Raw genomic sequence first — 24,658 nt, forward strand, 5'->3', positions numbered from 1 at the left:
ATTCTGTTAATCTGTATCAGGCTGAAATTTGATTGTTCTGTCTCTTCGCCAAAACATCTTCGGCGTTGTAAGGTTAAGCCTCACGGTTCATTAGTATCGGTTAGCTCAACGCATCGCTGCGCTTACACACCCGACCTATCAACGTCGTCGTCTTCAACGTTCCTTCAGGACCCTTAAAGGGTCAGGGAGAACTCATCTCGGGGCAAGTTTCGTGCTTAGATGCTTTCAGCACTTATCTTTTCCGCATTTAGCTACCGGGCAGTGCCATTGGCATGACAACCCGAACACCAGTGATGCGTCCACTCCGGTCCTCTCGTACTAGGAGCAGCCCCCCTCAATTCTCCAGCGCCCACGGCAGATAGGGACCGAACTGTCTCACGACGTTCTAAACCCAGCTCGCGTACCACTTTAAATGGCGAACAGCCATACCCTTGGGACCTACTTCAGCCCCAGGATGTGATGAGCCGACATCGAGGTGCCAAACACCGCCGTCGATATGAACTCTTGGGCGGTATCAGCCTGTTATCCCCGGAGTACCTTTTATCCGTTGAGCGATGGCCCTTCCATTCAGAACCACCGGATCACTATGACCTGCTTTCGCACCTGCTCGAGCCGTCACTCTCGCAGTCAAGCTAGCTTATGCCATTGCACTAACCTCCTGATGTCCGACCAGGATTAGCTAACCTTCGTGCTCCTCCGTTACTCTTTGGGAGGAGACCGCCCCAGTCAAACTACCCACCAGACACTGTCCGCAACCCGGATCACGGGTCTACGTTAGAACACCAGCCATTAAAGGGTGGTATTTCAAGGACGGCTCCACGCAGACTGGCGTCCACGCTTCAAAGCCTCCCACCTATCCTACACATCAAGGACCAGTGTTCAGTGTCAAGCTATAGTAAAGGTTCACGGGGTCTTTCCGTCTTGCCGCGGGTACACTGCATCTTCACAGCGAGTTCAATTTCACTGAGTCTCGGGTGGAGACAGCCTGGCCATCATTACGCCATTCGTGCAGGTCGGAACTTACCCGACAAGGAATTTCGCTACCTTAGGACCGTTATAGTTACGGCCGCCGTTTACCGGGGCTTCGATCAAGAGCTTCGCGTTGCCGCTAACCCCATCAATTAACCTTCCGGCACCGGGCAGGCGTCACACCGTATACGTCCACTTTCGTGTTTGCACAGTGCTGTGTTTTTAATAAACAGTTGCAGCCAGCTGGTATCTTCGACTGATTTCAGCTCCACCCGCAGGGGCTTCACCTACATATCAGCGTGCCTTCTCCCGAAGTTACGGCACCATTTTGCCTAGTTCCTTCACCCGAGTTCTCTCAAGCGCCTTGGTATTCTCTACCTGACCACCTGTGTCGGTTTGGGGTACGATTTCGTGTTACCTGATGCTTAGAGGCTTTTCCTGGAAGCAGGGCATTTGTTACTTCAGCACCGTAGTGCCTCGTCATCACACCTCAGCGTTAATAAGGTACCGGATTTACCTGGAACCTCCGCCTACATGCTTAAACCGGGACAACCGTCGCCCGGCTAACATAGCCTTCTCCGTCCCCCCTTCGCAGTAACACCAAGTACAGGAATATTAACCTGTTTCCCATCGACTACGCCTTTCGGCCTCGCCTTAGGGGTCGACTCACCCTGCCCCGATTAACGTTGGACAGGAACCCTTGGTCTTCCGGCGAGCGGGCTTTTCACCCGCTTTATCGTTACTTATGTCAGCATTCGCACTTCTGATACCTCCAGCATGCCTCACAGCACACCTTCAACGGCTTACAGAACGCTCCCCTACCCAACAACACATAGTGTCGCTGCCGCAGCTTCGGTGCATGGTTTAGCCCCGTTACATCTTCCGCGCAGGCCGACTCGACCAGTGAGCTATTACGCTTTCTTTAAATGATGGCTGCTTCTAAGCCAACATCCTGGCTGTCTGTGCCTTCCCACATCGTTTCCCACTTAACCATGACTTTGGGACCTTAGCTGGCGGTCTGGGTTGTTTCCCTCTTCACGACGGACGTTAGCACCCGCCGTGTGTCTCCCGTGATAACATTCTTCGGTATTCGTAGTTTGCATCGGGTTGGTAAGCCGGGATGGCCCCCTAGCCGAAACAGTGCTCTACCCCCGAAGATGAGTTCACGAGGCGCTACCTAAATAGCTTTCGGGGAGAACCAGCTATCTCCCGGTTTGATTGGCCTTTCACCCCCAGCCACAAGTCATCCGCTAATTTTTCAACATTAGTCGGTTCGGTCCTCCAGTTAGTGTTACCCAACCTTCAACCTGCCCATGGCTAGATCACCGGGTTTCGGGTCTATACCCTGCAACTTAACGCCCAGTTAAGACTCGGTTTCCCTTCGGCTCCCCTATACGGTTAACCTTGCTACAGAATATAAGTCGCTGACCCATTATACAAAAGGTACGCAGTCACACCACGAAGGTGCTCCCACTGCTTGTACGTACACGGTTTCAGGTTCTTTTTCACTCCCCTCGCCGGGGTTCTTTTCGCCTTTCCCTCACGGTACTGGTTCACTATCGGTCAGTCAGGAGTATTTAGCCTTGGAGGATGGTCCCCCCATATTCAGACAGGATACCACGTGTCCCGCCCTACTCTTCGAGTTCACAACCTGTGTGCTTTCGTGTACGGGACTGTCACCCTGTACCGTGCGACTTTCCAGACGCTTCCACTAACACACAAGCTGATTCAGACTCTGGGCTGCTCCCCGTTCGCTCGCCGCTACTGGGGGAATCTCGGTTGATTTCTTTTCCTCGGGGTACTTAGATGTTTCAGTTCCCCCGGTTCGCCTCGTTAACCTATGTATTCAGTTAACGATAGTGCAACGAATTGCACTGGGTTTCCCCATTCGGACATCGCCGGGTCAAAGGTTCATATCACCTCGCCGGCGCTTTTCGCAGATTAGCACGTCCTTCATCGCCTCTGACTGCCAGGGCATCCACCGTGTACGCTTAGTCGCTTAACCTCACAACCCGAAGATGTTTCACTTCATGATCGCGAAAATTTGAGAGACTCAAACACACCATTAAAGATGTGTCGTTTCAATTTTCAGCTTGATCCAGATTTTTAAAGAGCAAATATCTCAAACATGACTCGCAAGTCAGTTTTGAGATATGACGGCAGGTGACTTTCACTCACGAACCAGCAAGTGGCGTCCCCTAGGGGATTCGAACCCCTGTTACCGCCGTGAAAGGGCGGTGTCCTGGGCCTCTAGACGAAGGGGACGTGTAGTCTCAATCGCAAGACGCCTTGCTATTTACTTTTCATCAGACAATCTGTGTGAGCACTACAAAGGCAGGTTCTTTAAGGTAAGGAGGTGATCCAACCGCAGGTTCCCCTACGGTTACCTTGTTACGACTTCACCCCAGTCATGAATCACAAAGTGGTAAGCGCCCTCCCGAAGGTTAAGCTACCTACTTCTTTTGCAACCCACTCCCATGGTGTGACGGGCGGTGTGTACAAGGCCCGGGAACGTATTCACCGTAGCATTCTGATCTACGATTACTAGCGATTCCGACTTCATGGAGTCGAGTTGCAGACTCCAATCCGGACTACGACGCACTTTATGAGGTCCGCTTGCTCTCGCGAGGTCGCTTCTCTTTGTATGCGCCATTGTAGCACGTGTGTAGCCCTACTCGTAAGGGCCATGATGACTTGACGTCATCCCCACCTTCCTCCAGTTTATCACTGGCAGTCTCCTTTGAGTTCCCGGCCTAACCGCTGGCAACAAAGGATAAGGGTTGCGCTCGTTGCGGGACTTAACCCAACATTTCACAACACGAGCTGACGACAGCCATGCAGCACCTGTCTCAGAGTTCCCGAAGGCACCAATCCATCTCTGGAAAGTTCTCTGGATGTCAAGAGTAGGTAAGGTTCTTCGCGTTGCATCGAATTAAACCACATGCTCCACCGCTTGTGCGGGCCCCCGTCAATTCATTTGAGTTTTAACCTTGCGGCCGTACTCCCCAGGCGGTCGACTTAACGCGTTAGCTCCGGAAGCCACGCCTCAAGGGCACAACCTCCAAGTCGACATCGTTTACGGCGTGGACTACCAGGGTATCTAATCCTGTTTGCTCCCCACGCTTTCGCACCTGAGCGTCAGTCTTTGTCCAGGGGGCCGCCTTCGCCACCGGTATTCCTCCAGATCTCTACGCATTTCACCGCTACACCTGGAATTCTACCCCCCTCTACAAGACTCTAGCCTGCCAGTTTCGAATGCAGTTCCCAGGTTGAGCCCGGGGATTTCACATCCGACTTGACAGACCGCCTGCGTGCGCTTTACGCCCAGTAATTCCGATTAACGCTTGCACCCTCCGTATTACCGCGGCTGCTGGCACGGAGTTAGCCGGTGCTTCTTCTGCGGGTAACGTCAATCGCTGAGGTTATTAACCTCAACGCCTTCCTCCCCGCTGAAAGTACTTTACAACCCGAAGGCCTTCTTCATACACGCGGCATGGCTGCATCAGGCTTGCGCCCATTGTGCAATATTCCCCACTGCTGCCTCCCGTAGGAGTCTGGACCGTGTCTCAGTTCCAGTGTGGCTGGTCATCCTCTCAGACCAGCTAGGGATCGTCGCCTAGGTGAGCCATTACCCCACCTACTAGCTAATCCCATCTGGGCACATCTGATGGCAAGAGGCCCGAAGGTCCCCCTCTTTGGTCTTGCGACGTTATGCGGTATTAGCTACCGTTTCCAGTAGTTATCCCCCTCCATCAGGCAGTTTCCCAGACATTACTCACCCGTCCGCCGCTCGCCGGCAAAGTAGCAAGCTACTTTCCGCTGCCGCTCGACTTGCATGTGTTAGGCCTGCCGCCAGCGTTCAATCTGAGCCATGATCAAACTCTTCAATTTAAGTTTGATGCTCGTGAATTAAACTTCGTAATGAATTACGTATGTTCACTCAGAGACTTGGTATTCATTTATTGTCCGAAGACATTAAGAATCCATGTCACTTTGAGTGCCCACACAGATTGTCTGATAAATTGTTAAAGAGCAGTGCCGCTTCGCTTTTCGCAGCGGCGCGGGGTGTGCATATTACGCCTTCCCGCTTCAGAGTCAAGCGTTTATTTACGCTATTCTCTGCTGACCCGGCGGCGTGTGTGCCGTTGTTCCGTGTCAGTGGAGGCGCATTATAGGGAGTTATTCCGACGTGACAAGAGGAAATTTAAAAAAAGTTTTCATCCGCGTTTTTTTTCACCACCAGAGGTGAAATCAAGCTACAAATTGTTCTATTTGATGTATCTGCAACCACAATCACATTCGAGGTGGCATAATTATCAGCATGTATCTTTAAGGAATAAAAGCGATGCCATTAAGCGCACAACAGCTGGCCGCCCAAAAAAACCTGTCGTACGTGCTGGCAGAAAAGCTGGCGCAGCGAATTTTAGCGGGTAAATATGCCCCCGGTAGCATCCTGCCGGGTGAAATAGAGCTGGGTGAGCAGTTTGGGGTGAGTCGTACCGCGGTTCGCGAGGCGGTAAAAACCCTGACGGCAAAAGGTATGGTGCTTCCACGTCCTCGCATTGGCACACGCGTAATGCCACAGAGTAACTGGAATTTTCTCGATCAGGAGCTGCTCTCCTGGTGGATGACGGAAGATAACTTTCATCAGGTCGTCGATCACTTTCTGGTGATGCGCAGCAGCCTTGAACCTCAGGCATGTCTGCTTGCCGCTACGCTGGGAACAGCAGAGCAGAAAGCGCAGCTTAACGCGTTGATGGCAGAGATGGTGTTCCTGAAAAAACACTTCAACCGCGAACGCTGGGTTGAGGTCGATATGGCCTGGCATGAACACATCTATATGATGAGCGCCAATCCGTTCCTTACCTCTTTTGCCTCATTATTTCATTCGGTGTATCACACCTACTTTACCTCTATTACACAAAACGAAGTGGTAAAACTGGATTTGCATCAGGCGATAGTGGATGCCATCCAGGAAAGCGACGGGCAACGAGCCCTGAGTGCGTGCCAGGCATTGCTGGCCGCGCCAACCCACCAGCAGGTAAATAAATGACAAAGAAAAAAGCGCGCAGCATGGCCGGATTGCCGTGGATTGCAGCCATGGCGTTTTTTATGCAGGCACTGGATGCCACCATCCTCAACACCGCGCTTCCCGCTATTGCGCAAAGCCTCAACCGTTCCCCACTGGCGATGCAGTCAGCCATCATCAGCTACACCCTGACGGTGGCAATGTTAATACCGGTCAGCGGCTGGCTGGCCGACCGCTTTGGCACCCGCAGAGTTTTCATGCTGGCCGTAACGCTCTTTACGCTCGGTTCGCTGGCCTGTGCGCTCTCCTCATCATTAACAGAGCTGGTTATCTTCCGCGTATTGCAGGGCATCGGCGGCGCGATGATGATGCCCGTGGCGCGCCTTGCCCTACTGCGAGCCTACCCGCGCAGCGAATTACTTCCCGTGCTCAACTTTGTTACCATGCCAGGCCTTGTTGGCCCGATACTTGGACCGGTACTCGGTGGCGTGTTTGTCACCTGGGCAAGCTGGCACTGGATCTTCCTGATTAATATTCCAATTGGCGTTGCGGGGCTGCTGTATGCCCGCAAATATATGCCGAACTTCACCACGCCAAGGCGCAGCTTCGACATGGGCGGCTTTTTCCTGTTCGGCCTGAGCCTGGTATTATTCTCCAGCGGGATGGAGCTGTTTGGCGAGAAGATCGTCGCAACGTGGATAGCGCTCTCCGTTATCCTGGGCGGTATTCTGTTATTTCTTCTTTATATACGTCACGCGCGCCGCCACCCGACACCGTTAATCTCCCTGGGGCTCTTTAATACCCGAACCTTTTCCGTAGGGATTGCAGGCAACATTGCGTCTCGTCTGGGGACGGGTTGTGTGCCGTTCCTGATGCCATTGATGCTGCAGGTGGGTTTCGGCTACCCGGCCCTGATTGCTGGCTGCATGATGGCGCCCACGGCAATGGGCTCGATTCTGGCAAAATCAACCGTTACGCAGGTGCTGCGCTGGTTTGGCTATCGTAAGACGCTGGTTGGCGTGACGGTCTTTATCGGTTTGATGATTGCGCAGTTTTCGCTGCAGTCCGCCGCGTTACCCGTCTGGATGCTGATCCTGCCGCTGTTTGTGTTGGGCATGGCGATGTCGACGCAGTTCACATCGATGAACACCATCACTCTCGCCGACCTGACTGACGAGAACGCCAGTAGCGGCAACAGCGTGCTGGCGGTAACGCAACAGCTGTCGATCAGTTTAGGGGTTGCCGTGAGTGCAGCGGTGCTGAGGTTTTATGAGGGTTTTGACAACGCAAATACCGTTGAGCAGTTCCACTATACCTTTATTACCATGGGCGCACTTACCGTGGTATCGGCGCTGGTCTTTATGCTGTTAAAACCGAAAGACGGCAGAAACCTGATTAAAGAGCGTCATAAAGAGAAAGCTAAACCGAACCGCGTTCCATCAGAACAGGAGTAAGCTGCAGGCGTTGTTGCTGCAGCGTGGGCTGCGCCATACGGTGGATCAACACATCTATGGCCAGCTCTCCCAGTTCATCCTTCGGCTGATGAATAGTAGTCAGCGGCGGCGTCATGTAGCGGGCAAGTTCAATATCATCGTAGCCAATCACCGCCATATCGTCCGGCACGCGTAGCCCCGCCTGGTACAACGCCTGATAGGCACCAAACGCCATCGCATCATTACCAATAAAGACCGCCTGCGGGCGCTGCGCTTGCGTCAGCAGTTTCTGCATTGCCTCGAAGCCACCGTTAAATTCGAAATCACCAGTGATCCGGTAGCCATCAGGAATGGCGAGCCCTGCTCGATCCATGGCGGAGAGATACCCTTCCAGACGCAAACGCGCCGGGGTTTTATCCAGCGGACCGGTAATACAGGCGATGCGGGTATAGCCTTTATCAATCAGATACTGAGTCGCCATATCACCACCCAGCAGGGAGTTATCCTGAATGAGATCGCTGGTTCCGTCGAATGGGGCCCAGTCCATCATCACGGTGGGAATAGAAGGATAGCGCTGGATGATCTCTTTCGAGGGCTGGTGCGTTTCGGTGCAGAGCAACAGTAGCCCGTCGACGCGTTTTTGCATCAGCGTCTCCAGGTTACGATTCATGCGCTGCTCGTCACCTTCGGTGTTACACAGCACCAGGCTGTAGCCGCGCTCGAAGCAGCTGCGCTCCACGCCGCGAACCAGTTCTGAATAAAAGGGGTTGGTACTGGCAGTGATCAGCATACCGATAGTACGCGTCTGATTGAGCTTAAGGCTGCGCGCCAGCGCAGACGGCGCATAGTTGAGTTCTTTTACCGCAGCTTCGACTTTTTCCCGAATCGCCTCGCTGACGAAGCGATCTTTATTAATGACGTGGGAGACCGTCGAGGTAGAAACGCCCGCCATACGGGCTACATCTTTCATTGTAGCCAAGCGTTACCCCTGCTGACTTAAGAATTCATCGATCTCTTTACGCCACGGAACGGAAGGCTGGGCGCCCTTGCGCGTCACCGCAATCGCGGCAGCGGCGTGAGCGAAGCGAATAGCGTCATCCATTTTCTTGCCTTCCAGCAGCGCGGTCACCAGTGCACCATTGAAGGTGTCTCCCGCTGCGATGGTATCAATCGCTTTGACCTTAAAGCCCGGCACGCGACGACCTTCGCCATTGACGCTTGCCCACACCCCACGGCTGCCAAGGGTGATAATTACGGTGCCGATGCCCTTATCATGCAGTGCACGCGCGGCTCGTGCGGCATCGTCATCATTTTCTACGCGAATGCCCGTCAGCTTTTCGGCTTCGGTTTCGTTCGGCGTAATGATGTCCACCAGCGCCAGCAGCTCGTCTGATAATACACGTGCTGGGGCCGGGTTCAGTACAACAGTGGTATGATTTTCATGTGCAATTTTTGCGGCGGCCAGCACGCTTTCAACCGGTGATTCCAGCTGCATGAGCAGGGCTTCCGCTCCGGCGATGCTTGCATGTTGCGCTTCTACGCGCTCCGTCGTCAGCGCAGCGTTAGCCCCAGCATGAATACCGATGACATTCTCACCTTCAGCATTGACGAAAATCAGCGCCACGCCGGTAGATTCCCCTGCAACAACGCTGACCGGTGCGATATCAATGTTGTCGCTCGCGAGCTGCTTGCGTACACGCTCCCCGGTATCGTCATCCCCCGTGCAGGCGATAAACGCAATATTCGCCCCACTGCGACCCGCGGCCACGGCCTGGTTGGCACCTTTACCGCCAAATGCCACCTGATAATGATTACCCGTGACGGTTTCGCCCGGTGCAGGGAACGATTCAAGGTTAAGAATGTGATCGGCATTGATACTGCCAAGGACGACGAGGTTGCCTGCGGTTTTCATGGTTGGGTTGTCCATCTGAGAGCGCCACCGGTGTTACCCGGTGGCGTATGCCACACTTTTCTTTTATTGGTGTCCCTCAGGCAGCCAGCGACTGCCTGATTCGCCTTTTACTGCTTGATGACCAGCTTCAGGTCAACCGGGTATTTAGCCTGAACTTTTTCGCCCTTCAGCACTTTGTCGGCAGTTTCAACGCCAGTGGCGCCAATCTGCTCAGGCAGCTGAGCGATGGTCGCAGCCAGTTTGCCATCGTTTACTGCTTTTTCACCATCCGGCGTGCCGTCAAATCCGACAACCATCACATCAGATTTACCTGCAGTCTGCAGAGCACGCAGCGCACCGAGCGCCATTTCGTCGTTCTGCGCGAAGACCGCCTGCACGTCAGGATGTGCGGTCAGCAGGTTCTGCATGACGTTCAGACCTTTGGTACGATCGAAGTCTGCTGGCTGGCTCGCCAGCACGTTGAATTTGTGTGCAGCCACAGCCTGCTGGAAGCCTTCGCCACGCTCGCGGGCGGCGGACGTACCGGCAATCCCCTGCAGTTCGATAACTTTCGCGCCTTCGCCAGCTTTCTTCGCGATGTAATCACCCGCGATTTTGCCGCCCAGCACGTTATCAGACGCAATGTGGCTCACCACGTCGCCTTTGGTTGCCTGACGGTCCAGGGTGATCACCGGAATTTTCGCCTGGTTTGCCATTTTAACGGCGTTACCTACGGCGTCAGAGTCGGTTGGGTTGATCAGCAGAATCTTGGTGCCACGAACGGTTAAGTCCTGAACGTTAGCCAGCTCTTTCGCCGGGTTGTTCTGTGAATCCAGCACCACCAGGTTGTAGCCCAACTTGTCCGCTTCTTTCTGCGCACCGTCCTTCAGGGAGACAAAGAACGGGTTGTTCAGGGTTGAGACAACCAGCGCGATGGTATCTTTCGCCATGGCGTTAGCACTTACGGTTGCGCTCAGCGCGACAGCGGAAACCAGGGTAGCCAGTTTTTTCATGTTCATATCTAAGATGTCCTGTAGTGTCGTCAGTTACTGTTTTTTGTTGTCTACCAGTACCGCCAGCAAAATCACCACTGCCTTAACGATCATCTGGTAATAGGAGGAAACACCTAACAAATTCAAACCATTATTCAGGAAACCGAGAATCAGTGCGCCGATCAATGTCCCAACAATGCGACCTTTACCGCCCGCAAGACTCGTACCGCCCAGAACCACTGCCGCGATAGCATCCAGCTCATACCCCGTACCCGCCGTCGGCTGCGCGGAAGAGAGGCGCGCCACTTCGATAATGCCCGCCAGTGACGCCAGCAGACCGCACAGGGAGTAGACGATAACTTTGACTTTATTAACGCTGATACCGGACAGGCGCGTTGCCGCTTCGTTACCGCCCAGCGCATAAATATAACGGCCCAGACGGGTATGGTGCAGCATGTACCACGCCGCCAGGAAGACGATAGCCATGATCCAGACCGGTGTCGGAACACCCAGCGGGCGACCGATACCGAACCAGCCAAACAGATCGGCATTATCGGTGAAGCCGGTATTGACCGGGCTGCCGTTGGTATAAACCATGGTCACCCCGCGCAGCAGCAGCATCATCACCAGCGTGGCGATGAATGCCTGAACGCGACCTTTTGCCACAATCACGCCGGTGACGGCGCCAATCGCGGCCCCTGCCGCCAGGGCCGCGGCCACAGCCACCAGCGCGTTGACTTCAATCCCGACAAGCGAAGCGGCGATCGCGCCGGTAAGGGCCAGCAGGGAACCGACGGACAGATCGATACCTGAGGTCAAAATTACCAGCGTCATGCCGACCGCCATAATGGCATTCACCGACGTCTGCTGCAGAATGTTGAACAGGTTATTAACGGTGAAAAAGTTCGGGCTCATGGTCGATACAATCGCGATCAGCACCAGCAGGGCAATCAGCGATTTTTGCTCCATGAGCCACGCCTTTGTGAAATAGCGGCGACCAGAAACAGCCTGGGTAGTCATCTTCTTACTCCTGATTCACGCGATTAAGCTTGCCCACAGCGGCAGCCATCAGAACTTCCTGGGTGGCCTGCTCGCGAGTGAATTCACCGCCGAGATGCCCTTCATGCATAACGATAATGCGATCGCTCATGCCTAATACTTCTGGCATCTCGGAAGAGACCAGAATGATGCTCAGACCGTCGGCCTTAAACTGGTTAATCAGCTGATAGATCTCTTTCTTCGCGCCCACGTCCACGCCGCGGGTTGGCTCGTCGAGGATCAGCACTTTCGGGCGCGTCATCAGCCCGCGCGCAATCGCCACTTTCTGCTGATTCCCGCCGGATAACAGGCCAATCGCCTGCTCCATCGACGGGGTTTTGACGTTAAAGAGGCGGATAAAATCACTGACCGCCTGCTGTTCGTCTTTATGCTTCAGGCTTCCACCGCTATGGCTGAAATAGCGCAGCGCGGTCAGGGACATGTTCTCTTTTACCGACATGCCCAGCACCAGGCCATCGCGTTTGCGGTCTTCGGAGATATAGACGATGCCGTTCGCCAGACCATCCTGCGGAGAGCGGGTGACCACTTCATGGCCGTCAAGGGTGACATAACCGCTGGTGCGCGGCAGTGCGCCGTACAACACTTTCATCAGCTCGGTACGTCCCGCCCCCATCAGGCCCGCCACGCCCAGGATCTCGCCCTGGCGCAGGGTAAAGGTCACGTCGTTCACGCCCGGACCGCAGAGGTTGTCTACCTTCAGGCGGATCTCTCCCGGCGCTTTATCCAGATGCGGATATTGATCTTCAAGCTTACGTCCCACCATCATTTCAATGAGCGTATCTTCGGTCAGCGTGGCCACTTCGCGCTCGGCAATAAACTGCCCGTCGCGGAAAACGGTGACGTCGTCGCAGATCTCGAAGATCTCTTTCATGCGGTGAGAGATATAGACAATCCCGCGCCCCTGCGACTTCAGCTCGCGGATGACGCGGAACAGGGATTCGGTTTCAGTATCGGTCAGGGCGTCGGTCGGTTCATCCATAATGATGACCTTAGACTCAAAGCTCAGCACCTTCGCGATTTCCACCATCTGCTGATCGCCAATCGACAAATCGCCTACCAGACGGTCGCTCTTAAAGCGCAGGTTCAGCTTCGCCAGCAGCTTGTCCGCTTCAGCATACATAGTTTTCCAGTCGATTTTGCCGAACCGGTTAACAAACTCGCGGCCGAGGAAGATGTTTTCCGCAATGGTGAGCTGCGGGATCAGGTTCAGCTCCTGGTGAATAATGCCGATACCCGCTTCCTGAGAAGATTTCGGGCCAGTGAAGGTAGTTTCTTTACCCAGCCAGAGGAGTGAGCCAGCATCGCGTTGATAGATACCGGTCAGCACTTTCATCATGGTGGATTTGCCGGCGCCGTTTTCCCCCACCAGCGCCATTACGCGCCCGGGGTAGACGTTCAGCGCCGCGCCGGAGAGGGCTTTTACGCCCGGGAACGACTTATCGATCCCTTTGAGTTGCAGTAATGCGTCCATGATGGCCTCAGAAGGTGACGCCAGCACAGAGAATGATATTCGCATACGGGGAACACTCCCCGCTGCGAATTACCGCCTGACTGTCTGCGGTTTGTTGTTTGAACTGCTCGTGCGTTGTGTAACGAATTTCTATGGTGTTTCCCTGGTGTTGTTGCAGTTGCTCAATATGGCTGAGCAACGTTTCGTGGAGTTGCGGATTATGTTGTTTGATTTCCGCCGCGAGAATGGCTGCCTCAACCTGCATCTCCGCAGTCACGACTTCCAGTACCTGCATAAACGAAGGAACACCCTGCGTTAACGCCATATCAATACGGGTTGTGCTGCGCGGAACCGGTAAGCCTGCATCGCAAACCACCAGCGTATCGGTATGCCCCAGACGGGAAATAACCGATGAGATTTCTGAGTTGAGTACCGTGCCTTTCTTCATTTTCTTGCTCCACTAGCGAAACGTTTCGCTAAAAGTAGTGTAGCGCCAGAAATGTTCAGAAAACCATCATGACGTAACAGATTTGTGATCGACGTCGAAACGTTTCGCTAAGTGAAATATTGATGGGAGAAATAGCCCGACGGCGCTTCGCTTGCACGGGCCTACGGGTTTGGTAGGCCGGGTAAGCGCAGCGCCACCCGGCATTTTCGAAAGGACTTAAATCTCGACCTGCGTACCCAGCTCTATCACGCGGTTAGGCGGGATCTCAAACTGGTCAGGCGCGCGCAGGGCGTTACGCTGCAGGATCAGGTACAGCTTGCCGCGCAGGCGCAAATACCAAGGGCGCTTGCCGATGATAAGCGATTCGTGAGACATAAAGAACGACGTCTCCATCATCCGGCAGCTCAGCCCTTCAAGACCGCAGCGGTGGAACACCTCTTCCACGTTTGGCGTTTCACGCCAGCCGTAGCTCGCCACCACGCGCCAGAATGTCGGGGAGAGCTGCTCGATTTGCACGCGACGCACGTTGTGAACGTAAGGCGCATCTTCGGTGCGTAGCGTCAGCAGGATCACGCGCTCGTGCAGCACTTTGTTGTGCTTGAGGTTATGCATCAGCGCGAAGGGAATGACGTTCAGGGCGCGAGACATGTACACCGCGGTGCCCGGCACGCGGACCGGCGGGGATTTCTCCAGAGAAGCGATCATCGCCTCAAGAGAGTTCCCGTGCTCGTGCATACGGCGCAGCAGACGGAAACGCTCGCTTTTCCAGGTGGTCATGACGATGAACATCACCAGACCCAGCGTCAGCGGCAGCCAGCCGCCGGAGACAATCTTGTCGAGGTTTGCGGAGAACAGCGGCACGTCAATGCACAGGAAGCCCACCAGAATCATCGCCACGAGGAATTTATTCCAGTGCCAGTTTCGGTACGCCACCGTGGTGGAGAGAAGCGATGTCAGCACCATCGTACCGGTTACCGCAATACCGTACGCCGCCGCCAGGTTGCTGGAGTGCTCGAAGCTGACGATAACAATCACAACAGCGAAGTAGAGCAGCCAGTTAACGAACGGGATGTAGATCTGGCCCGACTCCATCTCAGAGGTATGGATGATGCGCATCGGAGAGAGATACCCCAGACGCACGGCCTGGCGCGTCAGAGAAAACACGCCGGAAATCACCGCCTGAGAGGCAATGACGGTCGCCAGCGTCGCCAGAATCAGCATCGGCACCAGCGCCCAGTCAGGTGCCAGCAGGAAGAACGGGTTCTTGATCGCTTCCGGGTTTTTAAGTAACAGCGCACCCTGGCCGAAATAGTTCAGCACCAGCGACGGCAGCACCACAATAAACCAGGCCACGCGGATAGGCAGTTTCCCGAAGTGCCCCATGTCAGCATATAGCGCTTCCACACCGGTGATGGAGAGCACGACGGCACCCAGCGCCACGAAGGAAACCACTTTGTATTCAAGGAAGAAATGCACGGCCCAGTAAGGGTTCAGCGCATGCAGCACTTCCGGGTTAGCAATAATGCTGCGCAAACCAAGCGCCGCCAGGATCAGGAACCAGGCCAGCATAATCGGCGCAAACAGTTTGCCCACCAGCCCGGTACCGTGCTTCTGGATCATAAACAGCAGCGTCAGGACAATAATGGCCAGAGGAACAACCCATGAATCGAGCTGCGGGGCAATAATTTCCAGCCCCTCTATCGCCGAGAGCACCGAAATAGCCGGCGTTATCACCACTTCCCCATAGAAGAAGCTGCCGCCAATCAGGCCGATAATGACCAGCACGGACGTCATCCTGGCTGACGTATTGCGCCCAGCCAGGGACATCAGGGTCAGGATCCCACCTTCACCTGCGTTATCAGCACGCATAACGAAGGAGAGATATTTAACGGAAACCACCAGGATCAGCAGCCAGAAGATGAGGGACAGGAAGCCAAATACGGCATCGCGCTCAACACCAAAGCCAAACTGGCCGGACAGACATTCACGAAGCGTATAAAGCGGGCTGGTGCCAATATCACCGTAGACAACCCCGATCGCCGCAAGCGTTATTGCGGGTAATGATTGCTTATTATCAGTGCTCATAGACTAGTCTTTTCGTTTAAATAACAAATGTGTTCCTGGTCCCTTGGCCCACAAAAAGCGCACAGTATGCACGATTCATTGCAAAATCGTACCCCTAAATGCAACCGCATTAATGTAGCGCAAAGAAAATTGCGCCGCACTTCAGTCTATTACCAGCCCTGACTGAAACGTCTATACTCGCTTCAATTGGCCGCCACGACGGCGAAAGGATGCAAAACTATTATGGCTCACTCACATTTATTAGCAGAAAGAATTTCCCGCCTTAGCAGCGCGCTGGAGAAAGGCCTTTTCGAGCGTAGCCACGCCATTCGCCTCTGTTTACTGGCGGCGTTGAGCGGCGAGAGCGTGTTTTTGCTGGGTCCGCCGGGCATTGCCAAAAGCCTGATTGCCCGCAGGCTAAAATTTGCTTTTCAGAACGCCCGCGCCTTCGAATATCTCATGACCCGGTTTTCCACCCCAGAAGAAGTTTTTGGCCCGCTTTCCATTCAGGCACTGAAAGATGAGGGGCGCTATCAGCGTCTGACAGAAGGGTATCTTCCGGAGGCTGAAATTGTCTTTCTTGATGAGATCTGGAAAGCGGGACCGGCCATTCTGAACACCCTGCTCACGGCGATAAACGAACGTCGGTTCCGCAACGGCGCCAGTGAAGAAAAAATCCCAATGCGCCTGCTGGTGGCCGCCTCAAACGAACTGCCTGAAGCCGACAGCAGCCTGGAAGCGCTGTATGACCGTATGCTGATCCGCCTGTGGCTGGACAAAGTACAGGATAAATCCAACTTCCGCTCCATGCTGGTCAGCCAGCAGGACGAGAGCGAAAATCCGGTCCCCGCTTCGCTGCAGGTGACGGATGAGGAGTACCACCAGTGGCAGCAGGATATTGGCAAAATCAAATTGCCGGACGCGGTATTCGAGCTGATCTATCTGCTGCGTCAGCAGCTTGATCACCTTCCTTCGGCGCCCTATGTCTCCGATCGCCGCTGGAAAAAAGCGATCCGTCTGCTGCAGGCCAGCGCCCTGTTCAGTGGCCGCGATGCCGTTGCCCCCATCGATCTGATCCTGCTGAAAGATTGCCTCTGGCACGACGCGGAAGGCATGAATCTGATGCAGCAGCAGCTTGACGTTTTGATGACCGGACACGCCTGGGGACAGCAGGCGATGCTCAATCAGTTGGGGGCGATTGCCCAGCGGCGCATCCAGCTCCAGCAGCAGCAAAGTGATAAAACCGCGCTGAAAGTGAATCGCCTGGGGGGGATGTTCGCACGCAAACCGCACTATGAATTACCCACTGAACTCACCAGCCCGACGCTGACCCTGCTGCTCCAACAGCCGCTTAAGCTGCATGATATGCAGGTGGTGCATGTGACGATTGAGCGCGAGGCGCTGGCACAGTGGCTGGATAAGGGCGGAGAGATCCGTGGAAAGCTCAACGGCATCGGTTTCGCGCAGCCGCTGAATATGGAAGTGGACAGCAGCCAGCATCTGGTGATCCGCGACGTCAGCCTGCAGGGATCGCGTCTGGCGCTGCCGGGCACCGCCTCGGACAGCGTACCGGAAGAGATTAAGCAGCAGCTGGAAGCGCTGGATACGGAATGGCACCAGCAGCACACCCGCTTTAGCGAGCAGCAAAAGTGCCTCTTTATTCATAGCGACTGGTTAGGTCGCATCGAAGCCAGCCTGCAGGACGTCAGCGCGCAGATTAAACAGGCGCGTCAATGCTAACTCTGGATACGCTTAACGTCATGCTGGCCGTCAGCGAGGAAGGGTTGATCGAAGAAGTGGTCATAACCCTTCTGGCTTCGCCGCAGCTGGCAGCCTTCTTTGAAAAATTTCCGAAGCTCAAAAAGGCGATGACGGACGATCTTCCGCGCTGGCGGGAAAATTTGCGTCAGCGGTTCAGGGAGACCGAAGTTCCGCCTGAGCTAACGGAAGAGGTGGCCTGTTATCAGCAGTGCCAGCGGCTCTCCACATCGCAGTTTATCGTTCAGCTTCCGCAAACCCTGACGCTGCTCGACAAGGTCCACTCTCCGTTTGCCAGCCAGGCCCGGGCGCTGGTCACGGATAACGCCACGTTCACTCCCGCACTGCACACCCTCTTCTTACAGCGCTGGCGCCTCAGCCTGGTGGTGCAGGCTACGACGCTAAACCAGCAGCTGCTGGACGAAGAGCGCGAACAGCTGCTCAGTGAAGTTCAGGAGCGCATGACCTTAAGCGGCCAGCTTGAGCAGGTGCTGGTGGAGAATGAAAACGCCGCAGGGCGTCTCTGGGATATGAGCGCCGGTCAGCTCCGGCGCGGGGACTATCAGCTGATCGTCAAATACGGCGATTTTCTGGCGCAGCAGCCCGAGCTGATGAAGCTTGCAGAACAGCTGGGTCGCTCAAGGGAGGCAAAGTCGGTCCCAAAGAAAGATGCCCCCATGGAGACCTTCCGCACCCTGGTGCGCGAACCGGCTACCGTGCCGGAGCAGGTCGACGGGCTCCAGCAGAGTGATGACATTTTACGCCTGCTGCCCACGGAACTGAGCACGCTCGGGATGACCGAGCTGGAGTATGAGTTTTATCGTCGGCTGGTGGAAAAACAGCTCCTCACCTACCGGCTGCACGGCGAAGCCTGGCGCGAAAAGGTAAGCCAGCGTCCTGTGGCTCATCAGGATTTTGATGAACAGCCGCGCGGGCCATTCATAGTTTGCGTGGATACGTCCGGATCGATGGGTGGGTTTAACGAGCAGTGTGCGAAGGCGTTCTGTCTGGCACTGATGCGCGTGGCGCTCGCCGATCGCCGTCGCTGCTTCATCATGCTGTTCTCCAGCGAAGTCGTGGGCTATGAGCTGACGAACCAGCAGGGGATCGAGCAGGCAATCCGCTTCCTGAGCCAGCGTTTTCGCGGTGGAACCGATCTGGCAAGCTGTTTTCGCAGCATTGTGGAGCGTATGCAGGGCGGCGACTGGTACGACGCTGACGCAGTGGTGATTTCCGATTTTATTGCCCAGCGGCTGCCGGATGATGTGGTCAATAAGGTGAAGGAATTACAGCGGGTGCATCAACACCGTTTTCATGCGGTGGCGATGTCCGCCCATGGAAAACCCGGCATCATGCGCATCTTCGATCATATCTGGCGCTTTGATACCGGGCTGCGTAGCCGCCTGCTCAGACGCTGGCAGCGTTAATTACAGAAGAGAGCCAACGCTTTCACGTACCTGCTGCGGCCAGACGCCACACTGAACCTGACCGATATGAGGTAATTGCAGCAGCAGCATGGTCAGACGGGACTGGCCGATACCGCCGCCAATCGTCTGCGGCATTTCGCCGCGCAGCAGCGCCTGGTGCCACTCGAGTTTGAGACGGTCTACATCACCGGTGACCGCCAGCTGGCGCTTCAGCGCGTCAGCATCCACGCGGATCCCCATAGAAGAGAGCTCGAATGCGTCTTCCAGTATCGGGTTCCAGACAAGAATATCGCCGTTCAGCCCGGCAAATTCGCCCTCACCCGCAGTACTCCAGTCATCATAATCAGGCGCACGAACGTCGTGGCGTTTGCCATCAGACAATTTGCCGCCGATACCGATCAGGAACACAGCACCTAATTCTTTGGCGATCGCACGCTCACGGCCTTTGGCATCCAGATCCGGGAAACGGGTCAGCAGTTCCTGGCTGTGGACAAAGTGGATCGTATCCGGCAGGAACGTTGCCAGACCAAACTCTTTGCTCACTGCCGCTTCGGTTGCTTTGATCCCGGCGTAGATCGCCTCAACGGTGGATTTCAGCGTGCCGATATGACGTTCACCATCACCCATTACGCGCTCCCAGTCCCACTGGTCAACGTAAACGGAATGAATCGGTGAAAGGCGATCTTCATCAGGGCGAAGGGCTTTCATGTGCGTGTAGAGCCCTTCGCCCGCGCTGAAGTCGTGTTGTCCCAGGGTCTGACGCTTCCACTTCGCCAGTGAATGAACCACTTCGAACTGGGCGTCTGGCAGTGTTTTCACTTTCACCTGTACCGCTTTTTCGCATCCAGAGAGGTTATCCTGCGTCCCGTCACCCACGCGGCTGAGGATCGGTGCCTGGACTTCAATCAGCCCAAGCTTCTCTTCCAGCTGGCGGGAAAAATGGGATTTTACGAAACTGATCTGGCGTTGTTTTGCGATGTAAGCGGTTTTCATTTTTTATACTCCTGCGTCCTGTTGATATTGATTAAGCAACAGAAACGGCGCCTTATTCAATAACCCATCAACAAAAAGCCACCTTCATTTTTGATTCGATAAAATATAGCGCTAGAATAAAGTGATTCATTAATCTTCATAAGAAAAAGCTATGGAAAATTATCAGATCGACAATCTTGACCGCGGCATTCTGGAGGCGTTAATGGCCAATGCCCGTACCGCCTACGCCGAACTGGCGAAACAGTTTGGCGTCAGCCCGGGAACCATTCACGTTCGCGTAGAAAAGATGAAGCAGGCAGGGATCATTACCGGTGCGCGCATTGACGTCAGCCCAAAGCAGCTGGGTTACGACGTCTGCTGCTTTATCGGCATCATTCTTAAAAGCGCCAAAGACTACCCTTCTGCCCTGGCGAAACTGAACGCGCTGGATGAAGTCACCGAGGCGTACTACACCACCGGGCACTACAGCATCTTTATTAAAGTTATGTGCCGATCCATCGACGCGCTCCAGCAGGTACTTATCAACAAGATCCAAACAATCGATGAAATTCAGTCCACCGAGACCCTGATCTCCCTGCAAAACCCGATCATGCGTACCATACGCCCGTGATCGGGCAAATCCATTCCCACATTTTCCACAGGTAGATCCCAGCTCGTTCACAGCGTACAATGGCCGTCTCTTTATCTGGGCGAGCGATCAATGGCGGACATTACCCTTATCAGCGGCAGCACCCTGGGTGGTGCAGAATACGTAGCGGAACATCTGGCTGAAAAGCTGGAAGAGGCGGGCTTTTCCACGGAAACCCTGCACGGCCCGTTGCTTGAAGATCTCCCAACTGACGGGGTCTGGCTGCTGATCACCTCCACGCACGGCGCGGGGGATCTGCCGGATAATCTGCAACCTTTATATGACGAACTGCTGGAACAGCAGCCCGACCTGTCAAACGTCCGTTTTGGCGCAGTGGGGATCGGCAGTCGTGAATATGACACCTTTTGCGGGGCAATAGAGAAAGTCGAAGCCGCTGTGACCTCCTGCGGAGCAAAACAGCTGGGTGAAACGCTCAAGATCAACATCCTCGATCATGAAATTCCGGAGGATCCAGCCGAGATCTGGCTCGCGGAATGGAAAAATTTACTCAAAAACGATTAAAGATCGCGCGAACGGATGTGGATAACTCTGGTTAAAAGCTCGTATTAACCCGTAGTTATCCAAATAACAACCGTAGCGCCGTTTTTGGCCTGTGTATAAAGTCGCGATCTGATCCCAGCTTATACGGTCCAGGATCACCGATCATTCACAGCAAACGATCCTTTCTAACTGCATGATCTTCTTTATGAGATCGGACTTATCCACACAGGTTCGCGATCCTAATAAGAGATCACAATAGAACAGATCTCTAAATAAAAAGATCTTCTTTTTAATAGCCCAGGATCCCAATGCTTTCTCGAAAGACTAAAGTTGAGTAGAATCCACGGCCCGGGCTTCAATCCATTTTCATACCGCTTTACGCGAGGCAGACCACCATGTTTTATCAGGATCCTTTTGACGTCATCATCATTGGCGGGGGTCACGCAGGCACTGAGGCCGCAATGGCCGCAGCGCGAATGGGTCAGCAGACCCTGCTTTTGACACACAATATCGACACGCTGGGACAAATGTCCTGTAATCCGGCGATTGGCGGCATTGGGAAAGGACACCTGGTAAAAGAAGTGGATGCACTTGGCGGCCTGATGGCGAAAGCGATCGATCGGGCCGGCATCCAGTTTAGGATACTAAACGCGAGTAAAGGTCCCGCTGTGCGTGCGACCCGTGCTCAGGCAGACCGCGTACTTTACCGTCAGGCGGTGCGTACCGCCCTGGAGAACCAGCCGAACCTGATGATCTTCCAGCAGGCGGTTGAAGATCTAATCGTTGAGAACGATCGCGTCGTGGGTGCCGTGACCCAGATGGGCCTCAAATTCCGCGCCAAAGCCGTGGTGCTGACCGTGGGTACATTCCTTGACGGTAAAATTCATATCGGTCTGGATAACTACAGCGGCGGCCGTGCTGGCGATCCGCCTTCTATTCCACTGTCTCGCCGTCTGCGTGAACTGCCGCAGCGCGTCAGCCGCCTGAAAACCGGTACGCCGCCGCGTATTGATGCGCGCACCATTGATTTCAGCGTGCTGGCGCAACAGCACGGTGATAACCCAATGCCGGTCTTCTCGTTCATGGGCAATGCGGCACAGCATCCGCAGCAGGTGCCGTGCTATATCACGCATACCAACGAGAAAACCCACGATGTGATCCGCAATAACCTCGATCGCAGCCCGATGTACGCCGGCGTGATCGAAGGGATCGGTCCGCGCTACTGCCCGTCGATCGAGGACAAAGTGATGCGCTTCGCCGATCGTAACCAGCACCAGATCTTCCTGGAGCCGGAAGGGCTGACCTCGAACGAAATTTACCCGAACGGCATCTCCACCAGCCTGCCGTTTGACGTGCAGATGCAAATTGTTCGCTCAATGCAGGGCATGGAGAACGCAAAAATCGTTCGCCCTGGCTACGCTATTGAGTACGATTTCTTCGATCCGCGTGACCTGAAGCCAACCCTGGAGAGCAAATTCATCCACGGTCTGTTCTTTGCGGGTCAGATTAACGGCACCACCGGCTACGAAGAAGCTGCTGCACAGGGCCTGCTTGCCGGTCTGAACGCCGCGCGTTTCTCTGCTGAGAAAGAGGGCTGGGCACCCGGCCGTTCTCAGGCGTATCTGGGCGTGCTGGTTGACGATCTCTGCACGCTGGGTACCAAAGAACCGTACCGTATGTTTACCTCTCGCGCGGAATATCGCCTGATGCTGCGTGAAGATAACGCCGACCTGCGTTTGACCGAAATCGGCCGCGAGCTGGGTCTGGTCGATGACGAACGCTGGGCGCGCTTTAACGAGAAGCTGGAGCGCATTGAACAGGAACGTCAGCGCCTGAAAACCACTTGGGTGAACCCGCAGGCGGAAACCGCTGCCGAAGTAAACGCTCACTTAACCGCGCCGCTGTCGCGCGAGGCCAGCGGTGAAGATTTGTTGCGCCGTCCTGAAGTCACCTACGAGAACCTGGTCAAACTGACCGCGTTCGCGCCGGGCCTGGAAGATGCTGAAGCGGCAGAGCAGGTTGAGATCCAGGTTAAGTACGAAGGTTACATCGCGCGTCAGCAGGATGAGATCGAAAAACAGCAGCGTAACGAAAACACGCTGCTGCCGGAAATGCTGGACTACCGCCAGGTGACTGGCCTTTCCAACGAAGTGATCGCCAAGCTGAACGATCACAAACCGGTCTCGATCGGCCAGGCCTCACGTATCTCCGGCGTCACGCCTGCAGCGATTTCCATTCTGCTGGTGTGGCTGAAAAAGCAGGGCATGCTGCGCCGTAGCGCGTAAGGCCCGGAATATTGCCCGGTGGCGCAGCGCTTACCGGGCCTACTGAACCCGTAGGGCGGGTAAGCCAAGCGCCACCCGCCACCTAAGTTTTCCAACAGGTATTCACCGTGCTCAACAAACTCTCTCGTCTGCTGGATCAGGCAGGTATTTCGCTCACCGATCACCAGAAAAATCAGCTGGTGGCCTATGTCGATATGCTGAATAAATGGAATAAAGCGTACAACCTGACGTCTGTTCGCGACCCCAACGAGATGCTCGTTCGCCACATTCTCGACAGCATCGTGGTTGCCCCTTATCTGAAAGGTGAGCGTTTTATCGACGTAGGGACGGGCCCTGGTCTGCCGGGTATTCCGCTGTCGATTGTTCGCCCTGAGAGCCATTTCACGCTTCTGGACAGTCTTGGCAAGCGTGTGCGCTTTTTACGTCAGGTACAGCATGAGCTGAAGCTTGAAAATATTACGCCCGTACAGAGCAGGGTAGAGGCTTTCCCGGCAGAGCCGCCGTTTGACGGGGTTATCAGCCGCGCATTTGCGTCGCTCAATGATATGGTGAGCTGGTGCAAGCACTTACCTGCTGAGAATGGTCGCTTTTATGCGCTAAAAGGGCAGTTGCCAGGCGATGAGATTGAACAGCTTCCGGACGGTTTTGCTGTTGAATCCATCGAGAAATTAAACATTCCTCAGCTCGATGGCGAACGTCATCTGGTGATAATTAAGCCAAACAATTTTTAAAAAATTAATAAAAAATGTGGAATTTGTGCTGTTCTTCGCATGTTAAAAAACAGCACAACTACCGGGGATTTACTGGTGAGCTTTTAACCTTGCTTTCACTAAGGTTTTTCTTCTGGTTAACCTGGCGACTATTTTTCCCCTGGAAGATAGTCATCTGTGAAAATATAAGTCTGCTAAAAGTGGAAAGCAGTAACCAGAACGCAATGTTAATTATTTATTAAGAATGTCAATAAAACGTTTTTATTGTGTACCGGGCTGTTTTGAAAATAGTTGCGACATTTTGCGTTTAATTTCATAAAGATAAATTTCTGCGATTTGCGCCTTTGATAAATACAACCTTATCGCAAATGTGTGTTTTGTGATCTCGTGCACGCTTTATCGACAACGTTTTCGCGCTGTTTGCAGTTTTGGTCGAAGGTTGGTGCTTTGCTCGAAAGTTAAAAAATAGCGGTGGGGAAAAATATTTAAACATTTATTCACCTTTTCGCTACTTAATGTTTGAAATCACGGGTGCGCACCGTATAATTTGACCGCTTTTTGATGCTTGACTCTGAGCCTTAAAGGACGTTTTATACGACACGCGACATACCTCGAAGGGAGCAGGAGTAAAAACGTGATGTCTGTGTCGCTCTTGAGTAGAAACGTTGCTCGTAAGCTTCTGTTCATTCAGTTTCTGGCTGTGATAGCAAGTGGACTGCTGTTTAGCCTCAAAGACCCCTTCTGGGGCATCTCCGCCGTGTGCGGGGGTTTGGCGGTTGTGCTGCCAAACGTGTTGTTTATGATTTTTGCCTGGCGTCATCAGGCGCATACACCCGCCAAAGGCCGCGTGGCCTGGTCCTTCGCTCTCGGCGAAGTGTGTAAGGTGTTGCTGACCTTTGCTCTACTGGTGATGGCGCTGGCGGTTTTGAAAGTGGTCTTCATGCCGCTGATAGCAACGTGGGTTTTGGTGCTGGTGGTACAAGTTCTGGCTCCAGCTGTAATCAATAACAAAGGGTAAAAG

The 24,658-nt window shown here is 54.3% G+C and carries 17 protein-coding genes, 1 tRNA gene and 2 rRNA genes; 9 read left to right on the forward strand and 11 right to left on the reverse strand.

Features of this window, described 5'->3' with window-relative positions; genetic code table 11:
• Positions 1-69: 69 nt before the first annotated feature.
• From ACW9E7_RS20270 to ACW9E7_RS20280, 3 genes are all read right to left on the reverse strand, one after another.
• Positions 70-2,974, reverse strand: a 23S ribosomal RNA gene (locus ACW9E7_RS20270).
• Positions 2,975-3,158: 184 nt separating this feature from the next.
• Positions 3,159-3,234 (reverse strand) — tRNA-Glu (locus tag ACW9E7_RS20275).
• A gap of 84 nt (positions 3,235-3,318) precedes the next feature.
• A 16S ribosomal RNA gene (locus ACW9E7_RS20280) occupies positions 3,319-4,860 on the reverse strand.
• The 16S and 23S rRNA genes sit together here with 1 tRNA gene alongside, the layout of an rRNA operon.
• Before the next feature lie 454 nt (positions 4,861-5,314).
• Between ACW9E7_RS20280 and ACW9E7_RS20285 the strand changes: the two genes are divergently transcribed.
• On the forward strand, positions 5,315-6,022 hold the full coding sequence (locus ACW9E7_RS20285) for a FadR/GntR family transcriptional regulator (protein ID WP_136195843.1): 708 nt from the start codon (positions 5,315-5,317) through the stop codon (positions 6,020-6,022).
• Positions 6,019-7,452 carry a multidrug transporter subunit MdtD gene (mdtD, locus tag ACW9E7_RS20290; RefSeq protein ID WP_115876784.1) on the forward strand — a complete coding sequence of 478 codons (1,434 nt, stop codon included), beginning with the start codon at positions 6,019-6,021 and terminating at the stop codon, positions 7,450-7,452. The genes ACW9E7_RS20285 and mdtD overlap by 4 nt, the downstream gene beginning before the upstream one ends.
• Here the strand turns inward: mdtD and rbsR are convergent.
• From rbsR to kup, 7 genes are all read right to left on the reverse strand, one after another.
• Positions 7,418-8,410: a ribose operon transcriptional repressor RbsR gene (rbsR, locus tag ACW9E7_RS20295; protein ID WP_111964226.1), complete on the reverse strand. Its 993-nt coding sequence runs from the start codon at positions 8,408-8,410 to the stop codon at positions 7,418-7,420. The genes mdtD and rbsR overlap by 35 nt on opposite strands.
• Positions 8,411-8,413: 3 nt before the next feature.
• Positions 8,414-9,343, reverse strand: coding sequence for a ribokinase (gene rbsK / locus ACW9E7_RS20300; protein WP_458728409.1), 930 nt, complete (start codon positions 9,341-9,343; stop codon positions 8,414-8,416).
• Between the two features lie 107 nt (positions 9,344-9,450).
• A complete protein-coding gene (rbsB, locus tag ACW9E7_RS20305) occupies positions 9,451-10,341 on the reverse strand; it encodes a ribose ABC transporter substrate-binding protein RbsB (protein ID WP_008503498.1) in 891 nt (296 codons plus the stop codon).
• Positions 10,342-10,368: 27 nt separating this feature from the next.
• Positions 10,369-11,334: a ribose ABC transporter permease gene (gene rbsC / locus ACW9E7_RS20310; protein ID WP_021242657.1), complete on the reverse strand. Its 966-nt coding sequence runs from the start codon at positions 11,332-11,334 to the stop codon at positions 10,369-10,371.
• Between the two features lie 4 nt (positions 11,335-11,338).
• Positions 11,339-12,844, reverse strand: a complete 1,506-nt coding sequence (gene rbsA / locus ACW9E7_RS20315) for a ribose ABC transporter ATP-binding protein RbsA (RefSeq protein WP_021242658.1) — start codon at positions 12,842-12,844, stop codon at positions 11,339-11,341.
• A 7-nt stretch (positions 12,845-12,851) separates the two neighbouring features.
• Positions 12,852-13,271, reverse strand: coding sequence for a D-ribose pyranase (rbsD, locus tag ACW9E7_RS20320; protein ID WP_003862392.1), 420 nt, complete (start codon positions 13,269-13,271; stop codon positions 12,852-12,854).
• Positions 13,272-13,487: 216 nt separating this feature from the next.
• Positions 13,488-15,356 (reverse strand): low affinity potassium transporter Kup, encoded by a 1,869-nt coding sequence (gene kup, locus ACW9E7_RS20325; RefSeq protein ID WP_023309781.1) that lies wholly within the window; start codon positions 15,354-15,356, stop codon positions 13,488-13,490.
• Positions 15,357-15,578: 222 nt separating this feature from the next.
• On the opposite strand from kup, the gene ravA reads away from it, so the two are divergent.
• Positions 15,579-17,075 carry an ATPase RavA gene (gene ravA, locus ACW9E7_RS20330; RefSeq protein WP_115876782.1) on the forward strand — a complete coding sequence of 499 codons (1,497 nt, stop codon included), beginning with the start codon at positions 15,579-15,581 and terminating at the stop codon, positions 17,073-17,075.
• On the forward strand, positions 17,069-18,520 hold the full coding sequence (gene viaA, locus ACW9E7_RS20335; protein WP_115876781.1) for an ATPase RavA stimulator ViaA: 1,452 nt from the start codon (positions 17,069-17,071) through the stop codon (positions 18,518-18,520). The genes ravA and viaA overlap by 7 nt, the downstream gene beginning before the upstream one ends.
• On the opposite strand, the gene asnA is transcribed toward viaA, so the two are convergent.
• Positions 18,521-19,513, reverse strand: coding sequence for an aspartate--ammonia ligase (gene asnA, locus ACW9E7_RS20340; RefSeq protein ID WP_115876780.1), 993 nt, complete (start codon positions 19,511-19,513; stop codon positions 18,521-18,523).
• 151 nt (positions 19,514-19,664) lie between these two features.
• Here asnA and asnC point away from each other — a divergent pair, with 151 nt between their 5' ends.
• The 5 genes from asnC (at position 19,665) to atpI (ending at position 24,655) form a co-directional block, all read left to right on the forward strand.
• Positions 19,665-20,123 carry a transcriptional regulator AsnC gene (asnC, locus tag ACW9E7_RS20345; protein WP_008500198.1) on the forward strand — a complete coding sequence of 153 codons (459 nt, stop codon included), beginning with the start codon at positions 19,665-19,667 and terminating at the stop codon, positions 20,121-20,123.
• A 90-nt stretch (positions 20,124-20,213) separates the two neighbouring features.
• Positions 20,214-20,663 carry an FMN-binding protein MioC gene (gene mioC / locus ACW9E7_RS20350; RefSeq protein ID WP_458728271.1) on the forward strand — a complete coding sequence of 150 codons (450 nt, stop codon included), beginning with the start codon at positions 20,214-20,216 and terminating at the stop codon, positions 20,661-20,663.
• Positions 20,664-21,037: 374 nt separating this feature from the next.
• Complete coding sequence (gene mnmG / locus ACW9E7_RS20355; RefSeq protein ID WP_458728272.1) at positions 21,038-22,927, forward strand: tRNA uridine-5-carboxymethylaminomethyl(34) synthesis enzyme MnmG; 1,890 nt, start codon at positions 21,038-21,040, stop codon at positions 22,925-22,927.
• Positions 22,928-23,034: 107 nt separating this feature from the next.
• Positions 23,035-23,658 carry a 16S rRNA (guanine(527)-N(7))-methyltransferase RsmG gene (rsmG, locus tag ACW9E7_RS20360; protein ID WP_115876778.1) on the forward strand — a complete coding sequence of 208 codons (624 nt, stop codon included), beginning with the start codon at positions 23,035-23,037 and terminating at the stop codon, positions 23,656-23,658.
• A 616-nt stretch (positions 23,659-24,274) separates the two neighbouring features.
• A complete protein-coding gene (gene atpI / locus ACW9E7_RS20365) occupies positions 24,275-24,655 on the forward strand; it encodes a F0F1 ATP synthase subunit I (RefSeq protein ID WP_008500194.1) in 381 nt (126 codons plus the stop codon).
• Positions 24,656-24,658 lie beyond the last annotated feature (3 nt).

The sequence above is a fragment of the Enterobacter sp. H2G27 genome (genome assembly GCF_054403075.1).